The 20,409-nt window shown below is 39.3% G+C and carries 14 protein-coding genes; 11 read left to right on the top strand and 3 right to left on the bottom strand.

Going from position 1 to position 20,409, the window contains the following annotated elements; all coding sequences use genetic code 11:
- Positions 1-1,072: 1,072 nt before the first annotated feature.
- The 8 genes from R8O70_RS12395 to R8O70_RS12360 all read left to right on the top strand — a co-directional run bounded on the left by R8O70_RS12395 (position 1,073) and on the right by R8O70_RS12360 (position 9,428).
- On the top strand, positions 1,073-2,254 hold the full coding sequence (locus R8O70_RS12395; protein ID WP_025767162.1) for a DGQHR domain-containing protein: 1,182 nt from the start codon (positions 1,073-1,075) through the stop codon (positions 2,252-2,254).
- A 579-nt stretch (positions 2,255-2,833) separates the two neighbouring features.
- The gene (locus R8O70_RS12390) at positions 2,834-3,172 is read left to right on the top strand and encodes a hypothetical protein (RefSeq protein WP_025636798.1); all 339 of its coding nucleotides are present in this window, start codon (positions 2,834-2,836) and stop codon (positions 3,170-3,172) included.
- A 10-nt stretch (positions 3,173-3,182) separates the two neighbouring features.
- A complete protein-coding gene (locus R8O70_RS12385; protein ID WP_025767163.1) occupies positions 3,183-3,557 on the top strand; it encodes a hypothetical protein in 375 nt (124 codons plus the stop codon).
- A 540-nt stretch (positions 3,558-4,097) separates the two neighbouring features.
- On the top strand, positions 4,098-4,538 hold the full coding sequence (locus R8O70_RS12380) for a hypothetical protein (protein ID WP_025767164.1): 441 nt from the start codon (positions 4,098-4,100) through the stop codon (positions 4,536-4,538).
- 72 nt (positions 4,539-4,610) lie between these two features.
- Entirely contained in the window at positions 4,611-4,856 is a 246-nt protein-coding gene (locus R8O70_RS12375) for a hypothetical protein (RefSeq protein ID WP_025636793.1), read from the top strand.
- 522 nt (positions 4,857-5,378) lie between these two features.
- A complete protein-coding gene (locus tag R8O70_RS12370; RefSeq protein WP_025767165.1) occupies positions 5,379-5,804 on the top strand; it encodes a hypothetical protein in 426 nt (141 codons plus the stop codon).
- Positions 5,805-7,676: 1,872 nt separating this feature from the next.
- Positions 7,677-8,762 carry a ParM/StbA family protein gene (locus R8O70_RS12365; RefSeq protein WP_025634167.1) on the top strand — a complete coding sequence of 362 codons (1,086 nt, stop codon included), beginning with the start codon at positions 7,677-7,679 and terminating at the stop codon, positions 8,760-8,762.
- Positions 8,763-8,771: 9 nt separating this feature from the next.
- Positions 8,772-9,428 (top strand): hypothetical protein, encoded by a 657-nt coding sequence (locus R8O70_RS12360; protein ID WP_025634166.1) that lies wholly within the window; start codon positions 8,772-8,774, stop codon positions 9,426-9,428.
- A gap of 61 nt (positions 9,429-9,489) precedes the next feature.
- Here R8O70_RS12360 and R8O70_RS12355 read toward each other — a convergent pair whose 3' ends face one another.
- Positions 9,490-10,209 carry a hypothetical protein gene (locus R8O70_RS12355; RefSeq protein ID WP_025634165.1) on the bottom strand — a complete coding sequence of 240 codons (720 nt, stop codon included), beginning with the start codon at positions 10,207-10,209 and terminating at the stop codon, positions 9,490-9,492.
- 172 nt (positions 10,210-10,381) lie between these two features.
- On the opposite strand from R8O70_RS12355, the gene R8O70_RS12350 reads away from it, so the two are divergent.
- The 3 genes from R8O70_RS12350 to R8O70_RS12340 are packed head-to-tail and all read left to right on the top strand — an operon-like array spanning position 10,382 to position 13,399.
- Positions 10,382-12,625, top strand: coding sequence for a hypothetical protein (locus tag R8O70_RS12350; RefSeq protein ID WP_025634164.1), 2,244 nt, complete (start codon positions 10,382-10,384; stop codon positions 12,623-12,625).
- A gap of 20 nt (positions 12,626-12,645) precedes the next feature.
- Positions 12,646-12,963: a hypothetical protein gene (locus tag R8O70_RS12345; RefSeq protein WP_025634163.1), complete on the top strand. Its 318-nt coding sequence runs from the start codon at positions 12,646-12,648 to the stop codon at positions 12,961-12,963.
- A complete protein-coding gene (locus R8O70_RS12340) occupies positions 12,956-13,399 on the top strand; it encodes a hypothetical protein (protein ID WP_025634162.1) in 444 nt (147 codons plus the stop codon). Before R8O70_RS12345 ends, R8O70_RS12340 begins: the two co-directional genes overlap by 8 nt.
- Before the next feature lie 66 nt (positions 13,400-13,465).
- Here the strand turns inward: R8O70_RS12340 and R8O70_RS12335 are convergent, their stop codons facing one another.
- Positions 13,466-14,242: a prepilin peptidase gene (locus R8O70_RS12335; RefSeq protein ID WP_213899637.1), complete on the bottom strand. Its 777-nt coding sequence runs from the start codon at positions 14,240-14,242 to the stop codon at positions 13,466-13,468.
- Positions 14,243-14,244: 2 nt separating this feature from the next.
- Positions 14,245-20,409 carry a hypothetical protein gene (locus tag R8O70_RS12330; protein WP_025634159.1) on the bottom strand — a complete coding sequence of 2,055 codons (6,165 nt, stop codon included), beginning with the start codon at positions 20,407-20,409 and terminating at the stop codon, positions 14,245-14,247.

Here is a 20,409-nt window from a genome sequence, read left to right as displayed (position 1 = left end):
GAAATTTAGAGAAATTGATGGAAAGCAACAGGTTTGTTTCGAACTGGAGGACATTCCAAGTTTTGGCAGTGACATATGGTTTCAGGTCGAATGCTTAGATGGTCTGTATTGTCTGCTTCTTAGTTACCTACGAAATTGCGGACCAACAAAGCAAGAAGAGACGATAAATAAAAAACGTAGACTCGCATTGCTACACATAAGAAAAGCATGGTGGATAATAAAAAGACAGAGATTACCTTTAGATGTCGTCAAAGGATTTAGTGTGTCAAACAAGTTTGCAAAACTTAAAGGCTTTACAGTTCTAGGATAGATTAAACTACAAGGTAATTGAGTGATGACTGATACAAGTGATCTAAGACATGTGTATAGGCTAACACTGCTTGGCAGTGGTACATGTAAGTTTGGCGACTGTGAAGTTTGCAACGAGCATTTTGATACCGGTTACTACCTAGTTCAAATGAGAGTGTATCTGAATAGATTTACCGGGAATGAACATTTGTCATATTCAGGGTGTTTTGCACTATTTGGTCATAAAGAGTGCTTGATTACTCAAACATGACTATATCGATGATTTTTATCATACGCTAAAAAGAGGCTCCCAAGGGAGCCTCTTTTTATTAGGTGGGTTTGTGAGATTTTAGCTCTCCACTAACAGGGCCCCCCCTAGTCGCCACCGAGGCCCACCCGCCGGACTTACCCCTGCATCCCTATGGCTCGTCCCTCACCAAGTTCTGCTGCTCAAGGCTGTTGACCTCCAGCGCTAGGTCGGTGCCAACAAAACCCCGTTGTCACCAACCTAGCAGTTTGCTGGTGGCCATAAGTTTCGCCTTTGGCGAGCTAGAAGCATTTGTATTGCTTTTCTTAACGGCTTCGCCTAAAAAGCCGACCCTCTCACGAGCCCTATTGTGTCGACTTTGTCCTTCCCAAAGTCAATAAAATATGGGAACAATAATTTATAAATATTTGGTGTTATAATGTGGTATTTATAGGGGTAAGAGTGTATAATAAATACATGAAAACAAAGACATAGTTTTCATGTTAACTGATTTTTAAATAGCTTGGGGGCTAAAATATGTCAATTGATAAAAACTTCGCATACTCACTTCCTTGTACTGTAGGTAAGCAATTCAAACCATTTCATCTAGTGAATGTTCCAGCTTCAGTATTGGTCTCACTACTAAACATCGATAACAAGGGTAGTGTACTTAAACGTAGCCAGCGAGAGGTAAATATGAAGCGAGCGAAAGATTTCGCGAAATACCTTGTGAACAACTATAAGCGTTTTTACATCATTCCAACTATCATTGGTGTGGTTGTGTCGAAGAAAGATAAAAAGCCTGAATTTGAAGAGGTTATGGAAGGAGCGCGAGTTGGTCTACTTCATATATCTATGGATAGCTCCATTAAGCTATTCGATGGCCAACATCGTTCTGTTGGAATCGACTTCGCTCTAGAAATGTTGTGTGATGAACTCGCCGAGTTAGGTTTTGATCTAGAGAACGTAGATGTTCCTATTATGCTATACACGAACTTGACACTTAAAGAGAGGCAGTTGGGCTTTTGTGACATCAACCAAAACTTGGCCAAACCTCAACAAAGTATTTCAGATGCCTTTAATACACGTGACCCTCTTCCATGTTTAGCTCGTTACATAACTGAGAACTGCGTTGCGTTTAAAGACCTGGTTGATATGGAGCACAATACTATCACCAAGAAGTCTGAAAAGTACTTTCCTTTGAAAGCTATCAAAGATATCAACCAAATCCTGCTGGGGTTGAGTAAGGAAGTAAAAGAAATCTCTGATTCAAAGTACCAGCTAGCAAACGAGTTTTGGACTACTGTTTCTAGAGCCATGGGTTGGGGAGGCTTAGCATTTAGCGATACGTCAGCAGAAGAATTCCGTAATACCTGTATTCTGACTCATGTAGCTACACTAAAGGCTATTGCAGTAGCTGGAAATATCGCAATGAATCACTATGGCTCTCTCGAAGCAGTTCAGTGGGATAAGCTTGAAGAACTTAACTACTCACGCGATCTAGGTACGTCTGACTTTACTGGCCGCATCATAGATGACAAGAGTGGCAATATGTCAGTGAATAAAACTAGCATTGACTTGGCTGCAAATAAACTCCTTACAACCCTGGGTGTACCACTTTCTGAAGCACGGCAAAAGTTAGAGGATCAGTACTTTGGTTCTCAAAGTATGAGCGATGATAGTGGTGACATTGATGGAGCAACAGAACAAGCCGCTTAACCAAGTTTTAATTAGAGAAGCCCTGACTAAGCTCAGGGCTTTTTGTTGCGAGTAAACAATATAACGCATTCACAATTTTCTCTCCACTAACAGGGGTTTCCCCTAGTCGCCACCGAGGCCCACCCGCCGGACTTACCCCTAAGCACTAAGAATCGTTCCTCTTCAAGTGCTTCATTTAATGAAACCCTAGAGCAATCTGATTGCCAAAGAAAAGAATTTGTCATTCAGATTGCTACCCTAGGGTCCAAAAGTTTATCTCGCTCAAGGCTGCTAGACCTCCAGCGCCATAGCAATGCCAACATCAACCCCGTTGTCATTGCTATGGCAGTTTGCTGGTGGTCTAAATGAATCGCCTTCGGCGAGCTAGAAGCTTTTGTATCGCTTTTCTTAACGGCTTCGCCTAAAAAGCTGACCCTCTATCGAGCCCTATTGTGTCGCCTTTGTCGGGGCTAATGTCAATCGAAAGGACAATACTTATTTTTTAATATATCGTGTTATTATATGGTATTTAACTGGGTGGTTTGATATACTAAACACAAGTAAGTTACTGTTTATATTGTTAAATTGCTTGGGGGCATTATGAAGACAGTTATTCAAAACATTGAAAAAGTGACTATTGGTCATATAGTAGGCGGGGTTAAACAGGAGTCAGAAGTACGTCTATTAATCATTGAATCTAAGGACGTTGGCACGTTCGCTACATGTGTAGTAGAGAATGATGAATTTGGTACAAGCTTGTATGAGGTATGTAGCGTCAAAAGTCTAGACAACATTGTTGATGATGTTCAACAAGGCAGAAAGGTCGCGCTTAGTACATGGGAGCCTACCTTAATCCCTAATGTCGAGTATGTAGCGGAGCAGTTTGAGATCGCAGAGCTATTAAGTAACAAACCAAATCACATTAGTTTATTGAAGTAGGGGCACCACTATGAGAACCGAGAAACAGATTGAGCTAATTAGTAAGCACTATAAAGACCAGATCAGTGTATTCAGCGGAGAACCGCATCTAATGGTATGGACAGAAAAAGGAACTGGCTTTGTTTCAGTCAAAGAAATGTCTCAGAATAAATTCGATGAATTCTTTAAGGTTGCCCTTAAGCGTGAAGAAAAAGCTAACAATGAAGTTAAGCTAAAACAGATTTGTGCAGATTTCGGGGTTCTAGAAATACTTCAGTCAACGGCTCAATGGCGGGATTCAATCGAATCATTATTGACCTTGTTTTCATTTGCGTTACTTCCGACACGCCTTGTGGAGCTAGAGAAGGAGCTTGAAAGAGCAGCGTTGTCATTCGACCATCAATAGATAAATATTGCTCAGATTTACTGGGCAATATTTGCTCTCCACTAACAGGGGTTCCCCCTAGTCGCCACCGAGGCCCACCCGCCGGACTTACCCCTACATCACTAAAGCTCGTGCCTCGCTAAGTGCTGTCATTGAAATTTCATTCAAACCTAAATCACTATGGACGCCAACAAAAATCCGTTGTCATCCATAGTGCAGTGGTAAGGTTTGATGAATTTCAATGTATCGCTCAAGGCTGTTAGACCTCCAGCGCCATAGCAATGCCAACATAAACCCCGTTGTCATTGCTATGGCAGGGTGCTGGTGGTCTAAATGAATCGCCTTCGGCGAGCTAGAAGCTTTTGTATCGCTTTTCTTAACGGCTTCGCCTAAAAAGCTGACCCTCTGTCGAGCCCTATTGTGTCGTCTTTGTCCGGTCTAAAGTCAACTAAAATAGTTAAGTATATTTTACTTTATTGTGTGTTCTAATATGGTATTTATAGTTGCGTTTATTTATAATACATACTCTGAACAAATAAATATCATAGGCTTGGGGGCAGTATGAAATTAGAAGTTATCATCAATAATTACACCATTATTTGCAGTCGTTTATTCGGTTATGTTGGGAAAAACAATGTCGGTTTAGTAGAGGGTAAGTTTATTTCGATTACCTATGAAAAGGTGATCAATGATTCAATATACATGGACTCAGACATAGCTTTTATCTTAGGTACTAACTCGGATATCGACACAAGACATAATATCGTAGAAATCCTAAGTTGCTTATCAGAGGAAGGGCATCGTGGTTCTTCTTTATCAAAAGTAATTTCAATAGGTAAGTTTCTGCTAGGGAAGAAGTTTAATGAACCTAGGTTAAAAGTGATGAAACAGTTTAGGGGAAAGACGGTTTCTACTTATGAATGGGATGTGTCAGGACAATCCTTAATAATCGAACAGACCAATGAGCCAGATTCATTATTATCTAGTTTCAAACTTATCTAGCGATATCTGTCATATATCAATTGAACATACTAGCTAATTGAAAAGGAATATATTAAGGGTAGGGGGAACATATTGAATTTAGCAGCATTGTTATTACGCATTTACGCAGTAGCTGACGCTCTAACATTTATTTTTGAGCGTTTGGGTTTCTCAAATGTGGCTGATGCTTTTACAGTATTTGTACTAATTGTTGGGTTTGCAGAGGCTTTCGGTCTAATAGATAAAATTGTAGAAACTATCAAAACGAAAACGAGTACAAAGCAAAGAGTAAAATTGGCGATACTTTTAATTTTAATACTAATAACTATCCAATTGTAACAAGTAAATTTGTTTCAATTGGACGCTCTCCACTAACAGGGGTTCCCCCTAGTCGCCACCGAGGCCCACCCGCCGGACTTACCCCTACATCACTAAAGCTCGTTCCTCGCTAAGTGTTGTCATTGAAATTTCAATCAAACCTAAATCACTATGGACGCCAACAAAAACACGTTGTCATCCATAGTGCAGTAATAAGGTTTGATGCATTTCAATGTATCGCTCAAGGCTGCTAGACCTCCAGCGCCATAGCAATGCCAACATAAACCCCGTTGTCATTGCTATGGCAGGTGCTGGTGGCCTAAATGATCTGCCTTCGGCAGCTAAAAGAAGTTTCAACGCTTTTCTTAACGGCTTCGCCTAAAAAGCTAACCCTCTATCGAGCCCTATTGTGTCGTCTTTGTCTGGATATAAGTCAATTAAAATAGTTAAGTATATTTTACCTATATTTGTGTTTTAATGTGGTATTTTAATCTGGTTTTGGTATAATGGAAACAGTTGGGAATACTACTGGCGGGACAAAAAATGAAAGTAACAGTTCATAACTTCTACATCACTAACGGCAAGATTATTGGTCAAGTTGGTGACAACGATATGGGTTTAACTCAGGGGAGATTCTTTAGCGCGGAATTTCAGAAAAAAACTCCAAACGCTGTCTACTGTGAACTGGGAATAAAATATGAATTCGGCAAAGCCTCAGAAACACCTATCGGAGACCTTGTGAAAGAAAAGTTGTTCGATCTTCAATTCGAGATTACGCAGGGGTCAATAGTTGCTAAGGCACAAGAGTTACTGAGAGAAACGTTTGGTGTGGAAACTACGCCTTCTGTAATTTCAGAAGTCCAGTACAAAACACGTTTAGTACGTAAATTAGAGTGGTCATTCTTTGGTCGCAAGATCACCATGACAGAGTCAATTGATCACTCTGGATATAGCGAATTATCCATTTAAGCACTTAGGGCTAAAGCCCTAAATGCTTAATTTCCCGCTTCTTGGGGGTCACCCCCGACAGCTCGGCCCCAGCCAACCCGTCATCCCCCGATCACAATGCAATATTAAAGAACTTGACATTGATTATTTCGATCTATATTTTGGCGAAGCCCTTTTAATTATTTTAAATTTAAAAGTATTAAAATATTTTAATTCTAAAGAAGGGTCTGCGTTTTGTTTGACAGACTTGTTTTTCTCCCATATTTGTAAATATCAAAAATTACACTGTCCTTTTGGGCTCCTTTCTATGACCTTTAAGTGTCCGATTACTCTCACTGTGACGTAATACTTTACTCACTTATTAAATGTCCATCGGGTATATTAGCTTGATTATTGCCATCCAATTGCCATTACAGTCCCACCAAATAGCCGCTAATCGGTCAGGACAAAAAAGACCCTTTGCCAGGGCATATCTACAACTGTGAGTAATTAAGGCTGTGGTGGATTTATCTTAAGTTATCAACTTAAGAGCATGTTTTAGCTTTAGACAGCTCAATGTGTGATGTTGCCAAAGCGATAGATGCGTCCATTTTTAGGATGTTAAGAGACGTATCTTTTGAAATAATGTGAATATTTTGAGTGAAGGCTAGGGGGATGTTGGGGAGAGCAACTGAGGTCTACTTAGAGCAAGGAGCTCAGAACAATTTACTTTAAAATGAGGTTGGAACCTTAATGATAACCTTCCACCTTTGTATTCAGAAATTGAAAATACTATTTATTATTTGACCTATGTGAATAACGAGGTTGGCAAGCAAATGGCTAGTGTGGCACGTGGGGCCATCGACTGTCATCAACTGACTTAGTGTATAGACAGTCAGAGCCAAGTTGTGTTGTTCCGTTAGAACCTCACAAGCGAATGTTAGCTACAAATCAAAGTATTGAGCTCCCATGATGTTCAGATGATTAGGCAAAGAAAACGTCGGTTGCTTGATTCGGCTCTTGACGTATGTGCTAACGTAGAAGCACCAAACTGGCTTAACTGACTAAATAAGCTTCCAATTGTCGAGGACTTAAATTATATATATTTGCAGCCTAAATCGTCGATTTGACGAAGGCGGTGTTCGCGAACATTTTGCATCACTGTAATACGATTAAAGTCTCGGTCAATCATGGGATTTAGCATCGGTTGAGGTACTCAAAGCTCTGCATGTTCATTAAGTATAAGATGACATATTAAAATTGCTCTTACACTCTTAGTGTATATTATCTATGTTATGTTAAATTCACGACGATTGGAATTTTGTACACGTAGTTGTTACCACCTACCAAATATCAATAAGTTAGATACCTCCTTTAGAAAGTTGACTATGTGAAATCTCTTTCCCCTGTGAATTTGAAATTTGTGAGTATTAAACATAATGGCCATTTACCATAAAATACGTTATCAGAAGATCTATTTAACTAAAGTTAAATAGATCTTCTGATAAAAAATAACTTAGTTTTCGATTACTCTTACTAAGATTCGAAGCAATATTTACTCATTTTATTCTTTGGTAGTTTTACTCTATGTCGTTTTTCAATTAACGTTGATACCTTGCTATTCTGGCAATATTCCCATGTATTTTGTCTAATCACTACATCGACTAGGTCTAAATTTAAACCTAAGTATTTTTGTACATTTGAACTGTCAGAAAATTGTACATATACCATTCGATTCTTTTTCGATATATAGAGAGATGATACTTCTATTTGGTAATTTCTCTCCAAGTTCTCCTTTAACTTCTCTCGCCAGTCTTCAATCAACACCTGCCTCCTAAAGTGAAAATATTTGAGGTTGTCACATACATGCTATATATTGCATTTATCACTAAAAAACAATAGAGATATTTTACTATGTTTAACGACTGTTCAACACTATTTATTGGGTATGATGACGGTAATGCCCAACATAAGATCTCAGCTGAATCTGTTAAAACCTCCTTTCCTACACACATCCAACGTTCGACTGAACGTTTTGCGGTACTAGATGAAACCTTTTCAGTATCAAGTAATGCTCCTGTTCAAACGAAATTTACTTCTGCTGTTACAGGTAACGCTTACACCATTGGTGAGGTAAAACAACCTATTCCCAGGAACGATGACTTCTCCAATAGTGAAGCAGCTCAGGTTTTACTGCAGCATGGCTTAAATCAATTTGGAGATGAGTTACTCAATAAAAAGTACGTTCTTTGTACTGGAATGCCATTAAGACAGTTCTTTAAAACAGATGGGTCCGTCAACGAAAACAATGTTAAGCAAAAGATGCTCTCTATGCAGAGATCTTTTGATCACTTAGGTACTGACCCGGAATCGAAGCTGCGGAAGTCAAATATTGAAGCTCTACTTGTTCAGCCCGAAGCACTAGCAGCCCTTCGTGTATTCCTATTTAAGAGAGATGATTCAGGGATGTTGGTACATAACCCTGAATACATAGGAAAAACGATCGCAATCGCTGATCCTGGTGGTAAAACAACTGATATAGCTGTGTTTGACGATGGAACTATTGATATGGATCGTTCTGTCACCCAGGACATCGGGTTCAATCAGATTGTCAAAAAAGCATCCAACTACCTTTACGATTTAGGTTTCACCACACCCACACATCAGCAGTGCCGTAAGTTAATTGATGAAGGTATTGTTACAGTTCGGGGGGTTGAGAAAGATCATTCTGAATGGGCAGAGAATGCACGGAAGGAGCTAGCTAGTAAGATTTTTGGCGCAATCACTGATACCTTATCTAAAGCTGTAGATATTGATTTAATCATATTCATTGGAGGTACTATTGCCGCATTGCGTGAAGAAATTACACCTTTAATTGAAGAGTATTACGGTAAAGATAACAACTCATTCCTCATACCAGATGAAGCAGACAAGCTAAACGCTTGGGGCCTTGAGTTGTTTGCAGAGCTTTGGTACCAAAACAACAAAAAGAATAAGTAGGCAAAGGTCATGGGGCGCTTTTCATTAAAAGTGGAAATAAGGATACCAAATGATTACTCAACAGAATGCCGAGAGTTAGCGAATTCAAAATCAATAACTCTCAAATCGTTAGTCGAAGAGTTAATTAGAATTGGGTATTTCATCGAAGAGGGTGAGTTCGATAAGCTTATGTATTATTTTGATAACATCCTCCCTCATGAGATCAGAGACTGGGATTGGTGCCGCAACTTAGGGTTACACATTGATAAAGTAAAGAGAAGAGCTAGCATACACATAACGGATTCTTCTGTGTATCACCAAGGTCTCGTTCATACTTATTTGTCTGCACATTCCGAAAACGATCCCAAGCAAGCTCTTAATGATGTCAACCAACATGCTATCAATATGATGAATTCTGCTATTCATTTCCTTCAAAACCAAAGTAATAAAGAAAGGTTTAAGTGTAATGAGTACAAGACACTCGAAAATGTTGAGCAACATTTGGCTAAAATAGCTTCAAGTATTGAAAAGCTTTCAAACCACCCTATTGGCTTTAGAGCTGTTGAGGGGCAAACTGAACAGCCAGATGCTTTTTCTACGAAAGATGATTATCTTGAAAGTAAAGATGGTGTCTCTGATAGCTTAGCTATTGATAATTTCAACATGGAGTCATTGCTGATAGCTTAAGAAAAATGGGGCTTAGCACTGTTTAGTTAAGCCCCACTTTTGAAAGGAGTTGGTACCTATTTTATTCGTCAAAGAGAGCCTCAATTTGTTCATTGTCTAAGTCCCCTTTCCGACTTTTGAACCTATTAAAACCTTGTTTAACTGTTTCTTTAACTCTTGCTTTAACAGCGTTAAAAAAGTCCTTCCAGTCGATCTTGTAATCTGAGTCCAATGTGTATGCAATAATGCTAGGAATTGAAGATCGTGCAACGCTATCCAGAACAGCCATCTCTTGTGGTGTCGGTTCCGCCTCTTCTAAATGCAATTCAAAAACCTTGATCGTTATGTACCACTTCTCACTATCGTAGTGTACTAAGTCACTATCGAATTTCGAAAGGAGAAATTTAATCTCGTTAGAACTTAGTTTATAGGTAGGGAAACCAACGACAATGTTCATGAATTTTGCAGCCATACCATTGTCTATTATTTTTCTTCCTGGAATCTGGCTAGCACTACCCTTTCTGAGCTCGTTTTTGATGTGTGAAAAACTACAACGCTCTGTGAACTTAGCCCTAAGTTCGACTAGGGTGTGTTTTGCTGCTCTATCTGCAATCGTACTTGCTTCAGTTATACTGATTTTTTTGTTCCTATTTTGTTTTAGCAAAATTGCTGTTTTAAGTCTTCTGGCGTATAAGCCAGGGAAACCTTCTAAGTCACTGTAAGGGTAATCGTATGCTGATTCTAAACATTGTTCATACAGTTCCACCCAAGGGCTTTTTAACTCTTCTAGCTCTACAGTCATTGTGAACTCCACTTTCTATTGTTTATAGTCCATTTATAGCATATATCTAATTTTATTAACACAAAGCTGACTTAACATTTGCTATAATATATAATAGAATTCTTAGCAATATGGTTATTACCGCAATATAATAAATACAAAAGTAGTAAACCTTTGATTTAAGGTGATAAGAATGCCAAAAACCAAAAAGTTACTTATCTCTAGGCTGGCAGACATTGTTCAAAAGATTGAACTACTAGAGAATCCCAAACGCAACGCCCGAATTTTAGAGTTGGCACTAGGGCTAAATGGTGAGGGTCCACATACTCAAGCTCAGATTAAAGAATTTCTTGACGTGGAGTACCCAGAAGCAACTGTTAGTACCGAAAGAATCCGTGTCATCAAGAGTGTACTTGTAGATTCGTTTGGCAAGGAACTAGTTAAATCGTGGGATGAGTTTTTCGAAAATCTGTTTGATTACCTGTACTCTCAGGTCCCAATTGAAATTGGGCTACTTGCCCAACGCTTAGCCGATCCCAAATATCAGAGTTTTAACCCCAAGCTTGGACATCAAGAAGCATTTAGTGAAAAACCATTTAATGTTTTGGGGCTGATGAAAATCCTAGAGTTCAGACCAAAAGTCGACACGAGACAACTCAAAATTAAGAGGCTCTATTTTGAGTTCAATGACACACGTATAAAGGGTCGTGAGAGAAATACTAAAGAGTCTACGCTTTTCCTTATTCCAAACAACTTTAACGTTAAGTTAGAAAACCTTCTTAACCACGCAGAACGAGCTGTAAAGTTTAATGGGATGATACAAGAGCAAATCTTACTACCTCTCATGCCTAAAAAGCTGCCTGTACATAAAAGAGAGGAATTAGCTCACTCTTTGCTTATCTGTCATAAGGATTTCATGTGGCTAGATGAGCGATTAGGCTACTTGACCCTAACTAACTCTTTAGATAATAGGATTACAAGATTTGCAGCTAAGATTTTTAAAGTTGTTGATGAGATTTCAATTGCCCTATTTTCATGCCAAATATCAAGAGCAGTACGGGCCCAAGCTCGCGCATTAAGAAGTGACTCAGATTTAGAGTTTCTACAAGAGCGCTCAAATTTATTGAATAATGTCTCTTATGGTTCTGACATACCTTTCAAAGTGCAAGACGCTTTAATGTATTTCGTTAGAGCGGGATTATGCACGATTGATGAGAGCAATACTCTTCGTCCTACTGAGCTGTTACTGGATAACGTTGATGTTTCTCTTCGTCGTTCAGAAGAAATAATGATGGACGTACTAAAGAATGCACCAAACCAAACGTTAAGTAACTCTGAATTCCGCGAGAAAAGCATAAAAGAGATATCTGAGAGGACAGCAAAGCTGTATGACGAACGTTTTGAAGATTTTATTGCTAAGGACATTATTCTTAAGAAAGACCAGCTCGTGCTTTTTAATAGGGATAGCGTTGACTCTTTAAAGAGATGCACTAGAAGCGCTATTGAATCTCAAAGAAGCATTTATAAAGGCGCTCGACAACCTCTTTATCTAAGACTAATTGAACTTGCCAGTTTATATATTGAACGAGCCAAGAAAGCTAACGCTTCAATTGCATCTAATCGTACACAGTTGAGAAAAGCTAAGGCAGATAAGAAGGTGAAGCTTGAGAAAATCGAATCTCTTGAATCAACCTCTTCTGACTTACGTTTGTTAAAAGCAGAGTGCTCTGATTTCTCGTTAAGAGTTGATAAGTTACAAGAGGAATTGCAACGATTAAACAGAAAAGTTTCTCAGTATGAAAAGGCAGGTGAATCTAGGAGATCTTTGTTGAACTCAGAACTTGAAAGGATTCATATTGCTGAAAGACACATGTCATTCTGCGAGCGATTGCTAACTACAAGAGACTCAATTTATGAAAAATCAATTCAAATCGTTGTCGATGAGCTTTGTTCTACTCTGATGTCACTCAAAAGTAGTGAGGTTGATGAAGAAATACTCAAATCCAAGTCAGACGTTGCTATTAACGATGTTCTCGGCTCAATTCTAAACAGAGTTGAAGGCATCGATTCTGAGTTTTCTAATGATCTCGAGAAGCTTAAATTTACTGATATTCTAATCTACCGTGTGATATCAGATTCGATTTCCTTACTCGATAGACTCGACTCTGAGCTACCAGAACCAAATGATAAATTTTCAGATTTGATATTGAATTTGATTTTGGAGTTACCTGAGGATTCCGATGGTAATAGGAGCACTACGTATAGCGAGTTTAAATCAGCTTTAATCGAAAGAGCTATCGCTGACGAAAGAAACCATGCTGTTGGCCACTTCAACCAACATAATAGCTATAGCCCCCTCTTTGTTCGTGTGAGAAAAGCGGAATACTCGTACGTAGGTACTGAAGCTTCTAAGCATGCTGACTTTGAGTATATATAACTAAGAGATCAGGAGTACAAATGCTAAAGATTTTTAACAAATTTATGATGTTACTTGCCCTATTTGCTACCGTAAGTTTGGTGTCATCAGTTGTTGAAGGAAATGCAGTCTTAGTCTTTATGACGTCGGCATTTGTACTTGGTTTGCTATGCATCATTCATAAGTTCAAAGGTGGAGTACTATCTCCTACCCTCTTAAAGGCCGTTGAGGTTGCAGTGGTAATTGTATCTATTGGATGTTTGCTTACAGCTCCTCCCGGCGAGGGATTTTACGTTTTAGCTTGGTTATGGACGACCGTGTTTTTCACGCTGTATAAAAAGGCCGATACTCATGTCTAATTCATTAAGCAAAAAAGTTAACATACGTGGGCCAAATAACTACCAGTTTTTAAAGTGGATTCTGGATGCTAACGATAATTTTTTGGCACTTAACCACTGCAATGACCCGGATGGTTTTCGTACAACATCTAAAGCAATTCAATCTCAGCTTAATAAAATTGATGAAACGGATGTACAGAAGATTCGGTCTACTTTCATGCAATTATTGGTTTTCTTTCCAGAGTCTAGAGTAGATAAGTTCGTCGGTTTGTTTCATGCTGCGAAATCTCGTGATAAAACTTCAACAACCACAATGGCACTGTCTAAGCTTACCAAAAAAAGGTTTGATTCCTTATGTAAGAGAGTAGCTAAGTCTTCAACGAATGATGAGTTTTTAAATCTGCTACTCGATTTAGCGGAGACAGAATATGGGTTGGATGAAAGTAACATGAGGTAGTGGTTTGGTAGGGCCCATATTACTATTCATATTAGAAAATAAAGCAGCTACGATAGCTGCTTTAATTTAAAAATTAATAGTTAAAAAACTGGGATTGTTGACTATGAATGCTATGTAAGAGCTTATCACTATATATGGCCCCAGTGGATACTGCCCTCTCGTTCCTCTTATATATGTTATGACGATGAACACAAACATAAAGAGTATTGTGAGCATTGTTATCTCTACGCCAGCCCAAGCCCCTATACCAGCCCCCAGCCTTAAATCACCATTTGCCATTCCAATATTTTTGTAAAGCACTTTATGCATAGTATTGAAAAGGTAAAGAAGCCCATACCCTAATAAAGCACCGCTAAGCGATTCTTCGGAAGATAGATAGCCATACTCTGTACAAGCCAGAACCAAACCAGACCATAAAATGAAATTTGTTAGTTTTTCTGGTAGAAATTGACTCGCTAGGTCAACCAAAAACGCCATTGCTGTTAGGCAAAAGAAAATGAGCATTAAAAGAAACTGCTCAAATGAAGTTGCTATTTGGTATAGAGTCACCGTTGAAGCGGCTACGGTAATTTCTAATACAAATACCTCTTTATAAGTTTGGTTGTTTCCCTTCAGGCCACCAGCAATGCAGGAGAAAGGTACCCAGTATCCAACACTTTTGCATAAGCTAGTGAAGTCAAACCGTCCTTCACGGTTACTTGGTTCTAAAGAGTATTCAGGATAATAGGTGATGAGATCATTTCTGATCTCATCTTCTTCAATTTGTGGCAGAAATCCAGCTATGACATAAGTGATCTTTGCAATGAGACTACCAGTAATTACCAGGAACAGATAAGAAATCATTGTTATCTTGTAATCTCCATAGTTTCTTGCTCTTTGGAGTTCATATCAGAACGCGAACCATCACCTCTTCGCAATGTTGCTCTCCATGGCTTATCTAAATCAATCTCCGTTTTTAAAGGAGTACTAATTTCAGTTAGATTCTCAAATGCTTTAGCTACGAAGTAGCTGTATGGCTCACGTTGATTCTTCTTCGCTGTTCGAGGCATTTCTTTTGCAGCTTGTATTTCACGTTCTGCTACCAAACCAGCTGCTGCAGATTTTAAACTTGAAATCTTTAAGGACTTTTGTGTCCCATCTAGTGGGTCTTCATACAGTAGATTTTGTCTACTACTAGGGTCATTCTCAATAATACCTTTCTCTTTAAGATCGTTAACTACCTTCCTTACTCCAGTTTCGTGCAGTCTGGTAGCAACTTTGTTGTAGTATTTAGATAGTTCACCTGTATTACCCACAGGGCTATTCCATATGCCGAAAAGAGCTTGCCTAAGCGTATCCTCAGGTATTTGACGTTTTTCAATAGCGTCCTTTAGACAAATTCGACTAAAGTATATAGGGTCATTAGCGCCCTTAATTGGGCTTGAAGGCGTGGTAAGATATTCATGTACCTTTGCGTGTAGCTTTTTATCAAGAGCAGAAAATTTCGTCACGTAGCCTTGCTCATTGCGTGTAGATTCGATCATCATCCCCACTCTAGCTTCAGTCGCCAACCAATTGCCTATTTCACTAGCTTTAGATGCATATTCTTGTTTAGCTAAGTTGTCTTCAGGTTTTTTTATTGATACCAATACTTCAAGTGCTTTTTGAGTTAGCTCTTTGGTATCTGATTCTGGAGATGTCTTTGATGCGTATAGGAAGGCTGCTTTCTTTTGTATAGCTGACTGTCCTTTGTCGCCTACAAGTTCATTAGCAAGTTTCACATAAGCTTTTACATCAGGATTATCATCGAAGTCGAAGTCATTAATATTGACCTTTGTTGTCTCCGAGAATGTTTTGGTTACAACCTGGATAGGCTCCTCTGATTGGTTAGTCACTTCTACTTTATGTGGTGTCTCAATTCTACTTGTAACGTCATGGACGTCTATGGCATTTTTGGCTGCACTCTCAGCTATGTTTGTAAGTAGTCCAGTAAGATGGGCCACACTCTCCTTATCTGAGGATTTGAGTGACTGAAGTACTTTTAAAAGTTCCTTTTCTATCTCACTTTGGTGTTGTCCATTTCTGGATTCATCCTTTATCTCGTTTGCAGGAGCTGTATTTTCTATGTCAGGGCTTGTTGTGTCTTTTGACGGTATCGCATCTGAGGATGTCTGTTCACTATTAGGGTTATAGGAAGAGGAAGTACCATCAAGGTCTGGTGCAACATCTAGGTTCGCATTAAAGTTTTGGTTCTCAGAAAGCGCAATTTCCTCAAACATTTCGACTTGCGCCTGGATTGAGTTTGCGGCTCGTTGTTCATTCCAAGCTTTCTGCTTAGATTTATCGAATATAGACGTTAATTGTTCTGTTGTTGGCACATTAACATCTGGAGCTTCTACGTCTACTAAAGGTAAATCGATTTCACTTCTAACATTCAAAGTAGAGGCTTCTACAGTGGTTGTTGATTTCCAATATTTCGAACTATCGGCCCAGGCACCTACCGTCGTAAAGCTTGAAATTCCAACAAAAGTATCTTTTGGTGTGAACTGGTCACTAAAGTTAATACTTGTAGCATTTAGTTCATCTAACACTAGCTGACTTAATGATTTTGCCCCAGTATTAGTTTTTATTACTTGTTCATCGCTGTTTGGTGGTCTTGTTGTAGAGTTGACAAGCACATCTGTCGTTCTATCAATCTTCTCCATAGATTGCTCAGCCAAGGAACGCTCGCCTACCCCTGTAGTTTTCTGATGCTTAAGATCCAGTCCATCGGACTTGGGGTCAACTTGACCCAATTCAATACTTACGTCATTGATTGTCGTATCTATACTGTGTCTTTCTGCTTGACTTACAGATGATGGCTGTTCGTTAGATACGGATTGGACTTCCACTTCTTGGTCAGCTAACTCAAACAAATCTATTGTGCCCTGGTTTTCAACATGTTCTGAGCCAGCAACACTAATGGTTTGCTCTTCCTCATCTATGCCGAAATCATCAAGACCCCATTCAACGTCTTCCATACCTGAAAAATCAGGCATATCGCTCTCTAATGGGTCGATTGTTGAGGGTTTAAACGATGGGGCGTCAAGTTCAGATAATTCATCCAACCAGTCATCTGCATTATCGAGTAATTCTGGGCTATCCGTTTCTGCCTCAACCTCAATGCTCTCTTCCAGGTTATGATTGCCGTGAGTGAGTTCATCGGACCAAGCGTCAGGGTTAGTCAGTTCTTGCTCGTGGTTTACAGGCTCGTTGTCTGTTTCTAGGTCAATAGCATCAACTATATTTTCTTTGAGCTGTTCTAACTGGGCTCCCTCTATTTCAGGTTCCAGTTCATTCATGTCAAGGTTAGCTAATGTGTCAATATCAAAGTTGAAATCATCGACAATGGGTTCTATTTCATGTGTGGTTTCAATAAGATCATGGTCCAAGCCTGTATATTGTTCTCTGAAATCAATATCGAAGCCACCATCGGCAGCAAGCTCTGCGAAGTTGGTACTATCTAAGGTTAATTCATTATCGTTATCTAAACCTTCTGTATGGGCGTTTTCGATGTTGTATAGCTCAATTAAGCTAAGAGTCTTTGTCGGCTCTCCAGTTGATGCATTAACCCAGCTACCCTCTTGGTTCAACATTATCGGGGTATCATTTGATATTGGGAGTTCGTACGTCCCCCAATCTGTTGAATCAATTTGTACTAAGCAGGTTTCTAGTTCTCGAGAAAGTTGACCAGGTTCCTCTTGCAGTGGTGCTTTTGGCTGCAATAGCGGTAAATCCACAGGGTCGATTGTTGTTGATATAGGCGTTTCACCATGCTTTGAAATATAGTAAACGGTTGTAGGTATGGTGAATTTAGTGCCATTCAATGCGTCAATTTTATTCTCTGCAAGAGCCAATGAATCGAACTCATAGTTACCGTTTACAGCTCCATTAGGTGCAAATGATTTAACTGTGTAAGGTTTTGACTGCCGCTCAGCGGGTTCGATATAGAAGTTTTGATCTGCACTAGAAAAAGCAGATGTATCGATATCAATAATGTTTGGTTGAGAGCTGATTCTGTCAAGCTCATAAGCAACTTCATTACTGTCAATTTCTAATTCAGTTACTGGTTCAAGTTCGTTTGTCGTCGTACAATTTATTTTGATTGTCTGATTTGAGTTTTCGAGCTTTGCTTGTATCGACCTTGGGTCCACTAATGTAGACATTACTTCCGATACGCTGAGGCCGAATTCTTCCTCAAATGTCCTTGAAGTAGTTCTGTCTGGCTTACCATCTGCATCAATATCTCGTAATACAAAGTTTTGATCAGTAAGCCACTGATAATTATTGTTACTAAAATATATTGATTCGACTACAGCGTTGATGTCTTGTGCAAGGTCTGCTCTGCTGTTGTATCTCGGTTGTTTCAGCCCTTTACTACCTCCGATAACAAGCTCACCATCTTCAGAAACTCTTATTGGTCTAGCAAATGTTCCCGTTTCATTCTCAACAAGCAAAACGACATCATGGGCCAATTGAATATCCCTAATATCGTTGTATGTATCTGCGGAAGTAAAAGGTACTTTTGATTCCTCGTCAAAGCATCTGTATGTTGAACCAACATATTCGAGAGCTTTGGTGTAAGCACTATCAAGGTTTTTTTCAGCTTGAGAAAACTTCTCATAAGCTATCTGAACTGCGTGTCCCTTTTCAATTTCTAGGTTTATTAAAATTTCTTTAGCGGTGTCTGCTTTCTCAATAGTTTGCCAATCTCCGTCGATGTGACGTTGTAGCGAATATGACACTATTCGTTCTATATTATGTTCATTAGGAGCTACGTTAGCTTCTTGAACAGGTAGCTCAGAGACTCGGTGATCTATTCGCTCTTGTTCTACGGATACTGCTTTTGGAGTTTCGAATTGCATTCCAACGGGAAAGCTAGTGGTTAGTAGGGTCCCATCGATGCCATATGCATCAAAGATATCAGTGAATTTATCTCTTTCTGCATCCAGAAATTTCCTGGGAGCGACATACTCTTTTGATGGTGTAGTATTGTTGCTTATTACCAGCTCTAACTGGTCTCCCATAACTTCTATAGCTTTATCATATTCAAAAATATCGAATAAATTATTGTAGTCTGTAGCCTTAATTGCAGTGGCTTCTGGAAGTACATCTAACTTTTCCCAATCAACGCTAAAGCTTTTTACCCCAAATTCGTCGTAAGCTTGAAGAGCGACCTTCGCGCCTGTATTCAAATTAAGAGCTCTAATCGAGTGTTCACTCGTAGGGGCTTTTAAAAAACAGTCATTATCTGAGGCGTTTAATAGGGGGTTGTTAGGGTAGTCCTGGCTGTACCGCTTTATTGCGTGAGAGATATTATTAGCAAACATCGCACAAACAACAGCAACATCTAAACCACGTTCCTTAGCGGCGATAAACAAAGACCCTCCATTAGCAAAGCCTTCACTCGTTATGATCGTTGTCTTAGGTGTAATATTGCCGAGTTGAACAAAATTGTTTTTCATGTCGTCATTCATGACTTCAAACATTTTGTTAGTGGGATTTTCTTTGTTCCAGGGAGAGCCATTATGGGCTAAGAACTGTAACCCTCTAGTCTCCTCCACATTAGGGCCCATTTGAATGCTAACCGCTGGTTGGTCGTATAAAGATGTTAGTCTCATCAGACCATGGAGTTCTGGATAGTTTAGTAAGGCCTCCAAATGTTTTTTTTGGATATAAGTGCCTTTTACGGAATCTTTAGTGAGTTCTGGTTTTTCGAAATTGGCATCAATTAAGGTTTTAACCTCGATCTCACGTTTAGCGTTAGCTTCAGCTATCTCTTGCATCTTCTGTTGATGCTTAAGCTCTGCTTCTTTTGCGGAGGCAGCTATTTTATCCGCTAGTTCTTTTTGACGAGTTTCGTGAGCAAGACGAGCTTGCTCAGCTGTTAGGTTTGCCTCGTTACCCAAAGGGGCACAAGGTAGACGTTCGCACCAGCCTTTGAAGTCAGGTTTAAAACTGATAAATGTAGAGTCTCGACCTATAAGCGAAATACCGACGGCAAGTGAGACCGTTGGCGTTATGTCACTCGGATTTTTGTCGTTGTAAAAAACCCTAATCCCAGCAGCAACCGACCATTCTGACTTTTTACCGCCTTTGTGGTGGAATTCCTTAGCGATACCTCCGACTTTTGCACCATTTTCACCAATAGTTGGAGAGTCAGCGTATGAGTTTAGGTCAATGTCAAAATCAACGCGCTTACCACTAGAGCTTGTGTACTTTTGACTATCTGCGTAACTTTGTATCTCACTTAAGTGCTCTTGAAACATATTTTTACCAAGAAGCTGCAGTGATTTAGTGTCTGCTTGATACGTTTCGCTCAACATTAGCTCATAAAGTTCAGCTTTGTGTTGATACATTTGAGCAGGATTAGCTAGTTCATTTTCATGAACCCCGTTATTTAGAGACTTTATGTTTTCTCTAACTAGCTTCTCTAATCTAAAAAGTGAAGAATGATCTATGTACCCAAGTTTAACTGCTTGGCTAGAGAACTCACTTAAAAGTGAATCTTGAGCTTTGTGAGTTTTATCTAAGATTGATGCTGAGTTGTGTTCTGGACTAAACCTACGTTGCCATGCTTCATATGCTTTGTTTTTAGCGGCCACATACTCAGGATTTTTATATACATCGTCTCCGGTAGCCCTGAGCTCACTTGCAATTTTTCCGAGCTTTTTACGCTCTTCAAAGAATTCAGAAATACCATTTTTTGAATAGACTTCAAATCCAGATGTTAGATGGATGGCCAATGCAGCGGCTTTAGCCCAATGAACTTCTGCAAATTCCCTCGAATAAGTTTCATTGAGACTTTTTGACTTTCCATTCACGTAATCGGAAAGCTTTAAACTAGCACCCATTGAGTTCTTGGAGCGTCCGAATGGATGTCCATAATCTCTCAAAATAGTTTTGTTACGGTCTTTTTTAGTGGCATAGACCGTGCCTCGGAGACTTGCTTCTAGTCTTTCTACAATGTTACTAGGTGTATTGTGATTCAT

This window comes from Vibrio sp. 779(2023) (genome assembly GCF_033344285.1).
GTDB classification, from domain to species: Bacteria; Pseudomonadota; Gammaproteobacteria; order Enterobacterales; family Vibrionaceae; genus Vibrio; species Vibrio alginolyticus.
Note: the sequence above shows the minus strand (reverse complement) of the source record. Positions and strands in the feature narration are given on the sequence as shown.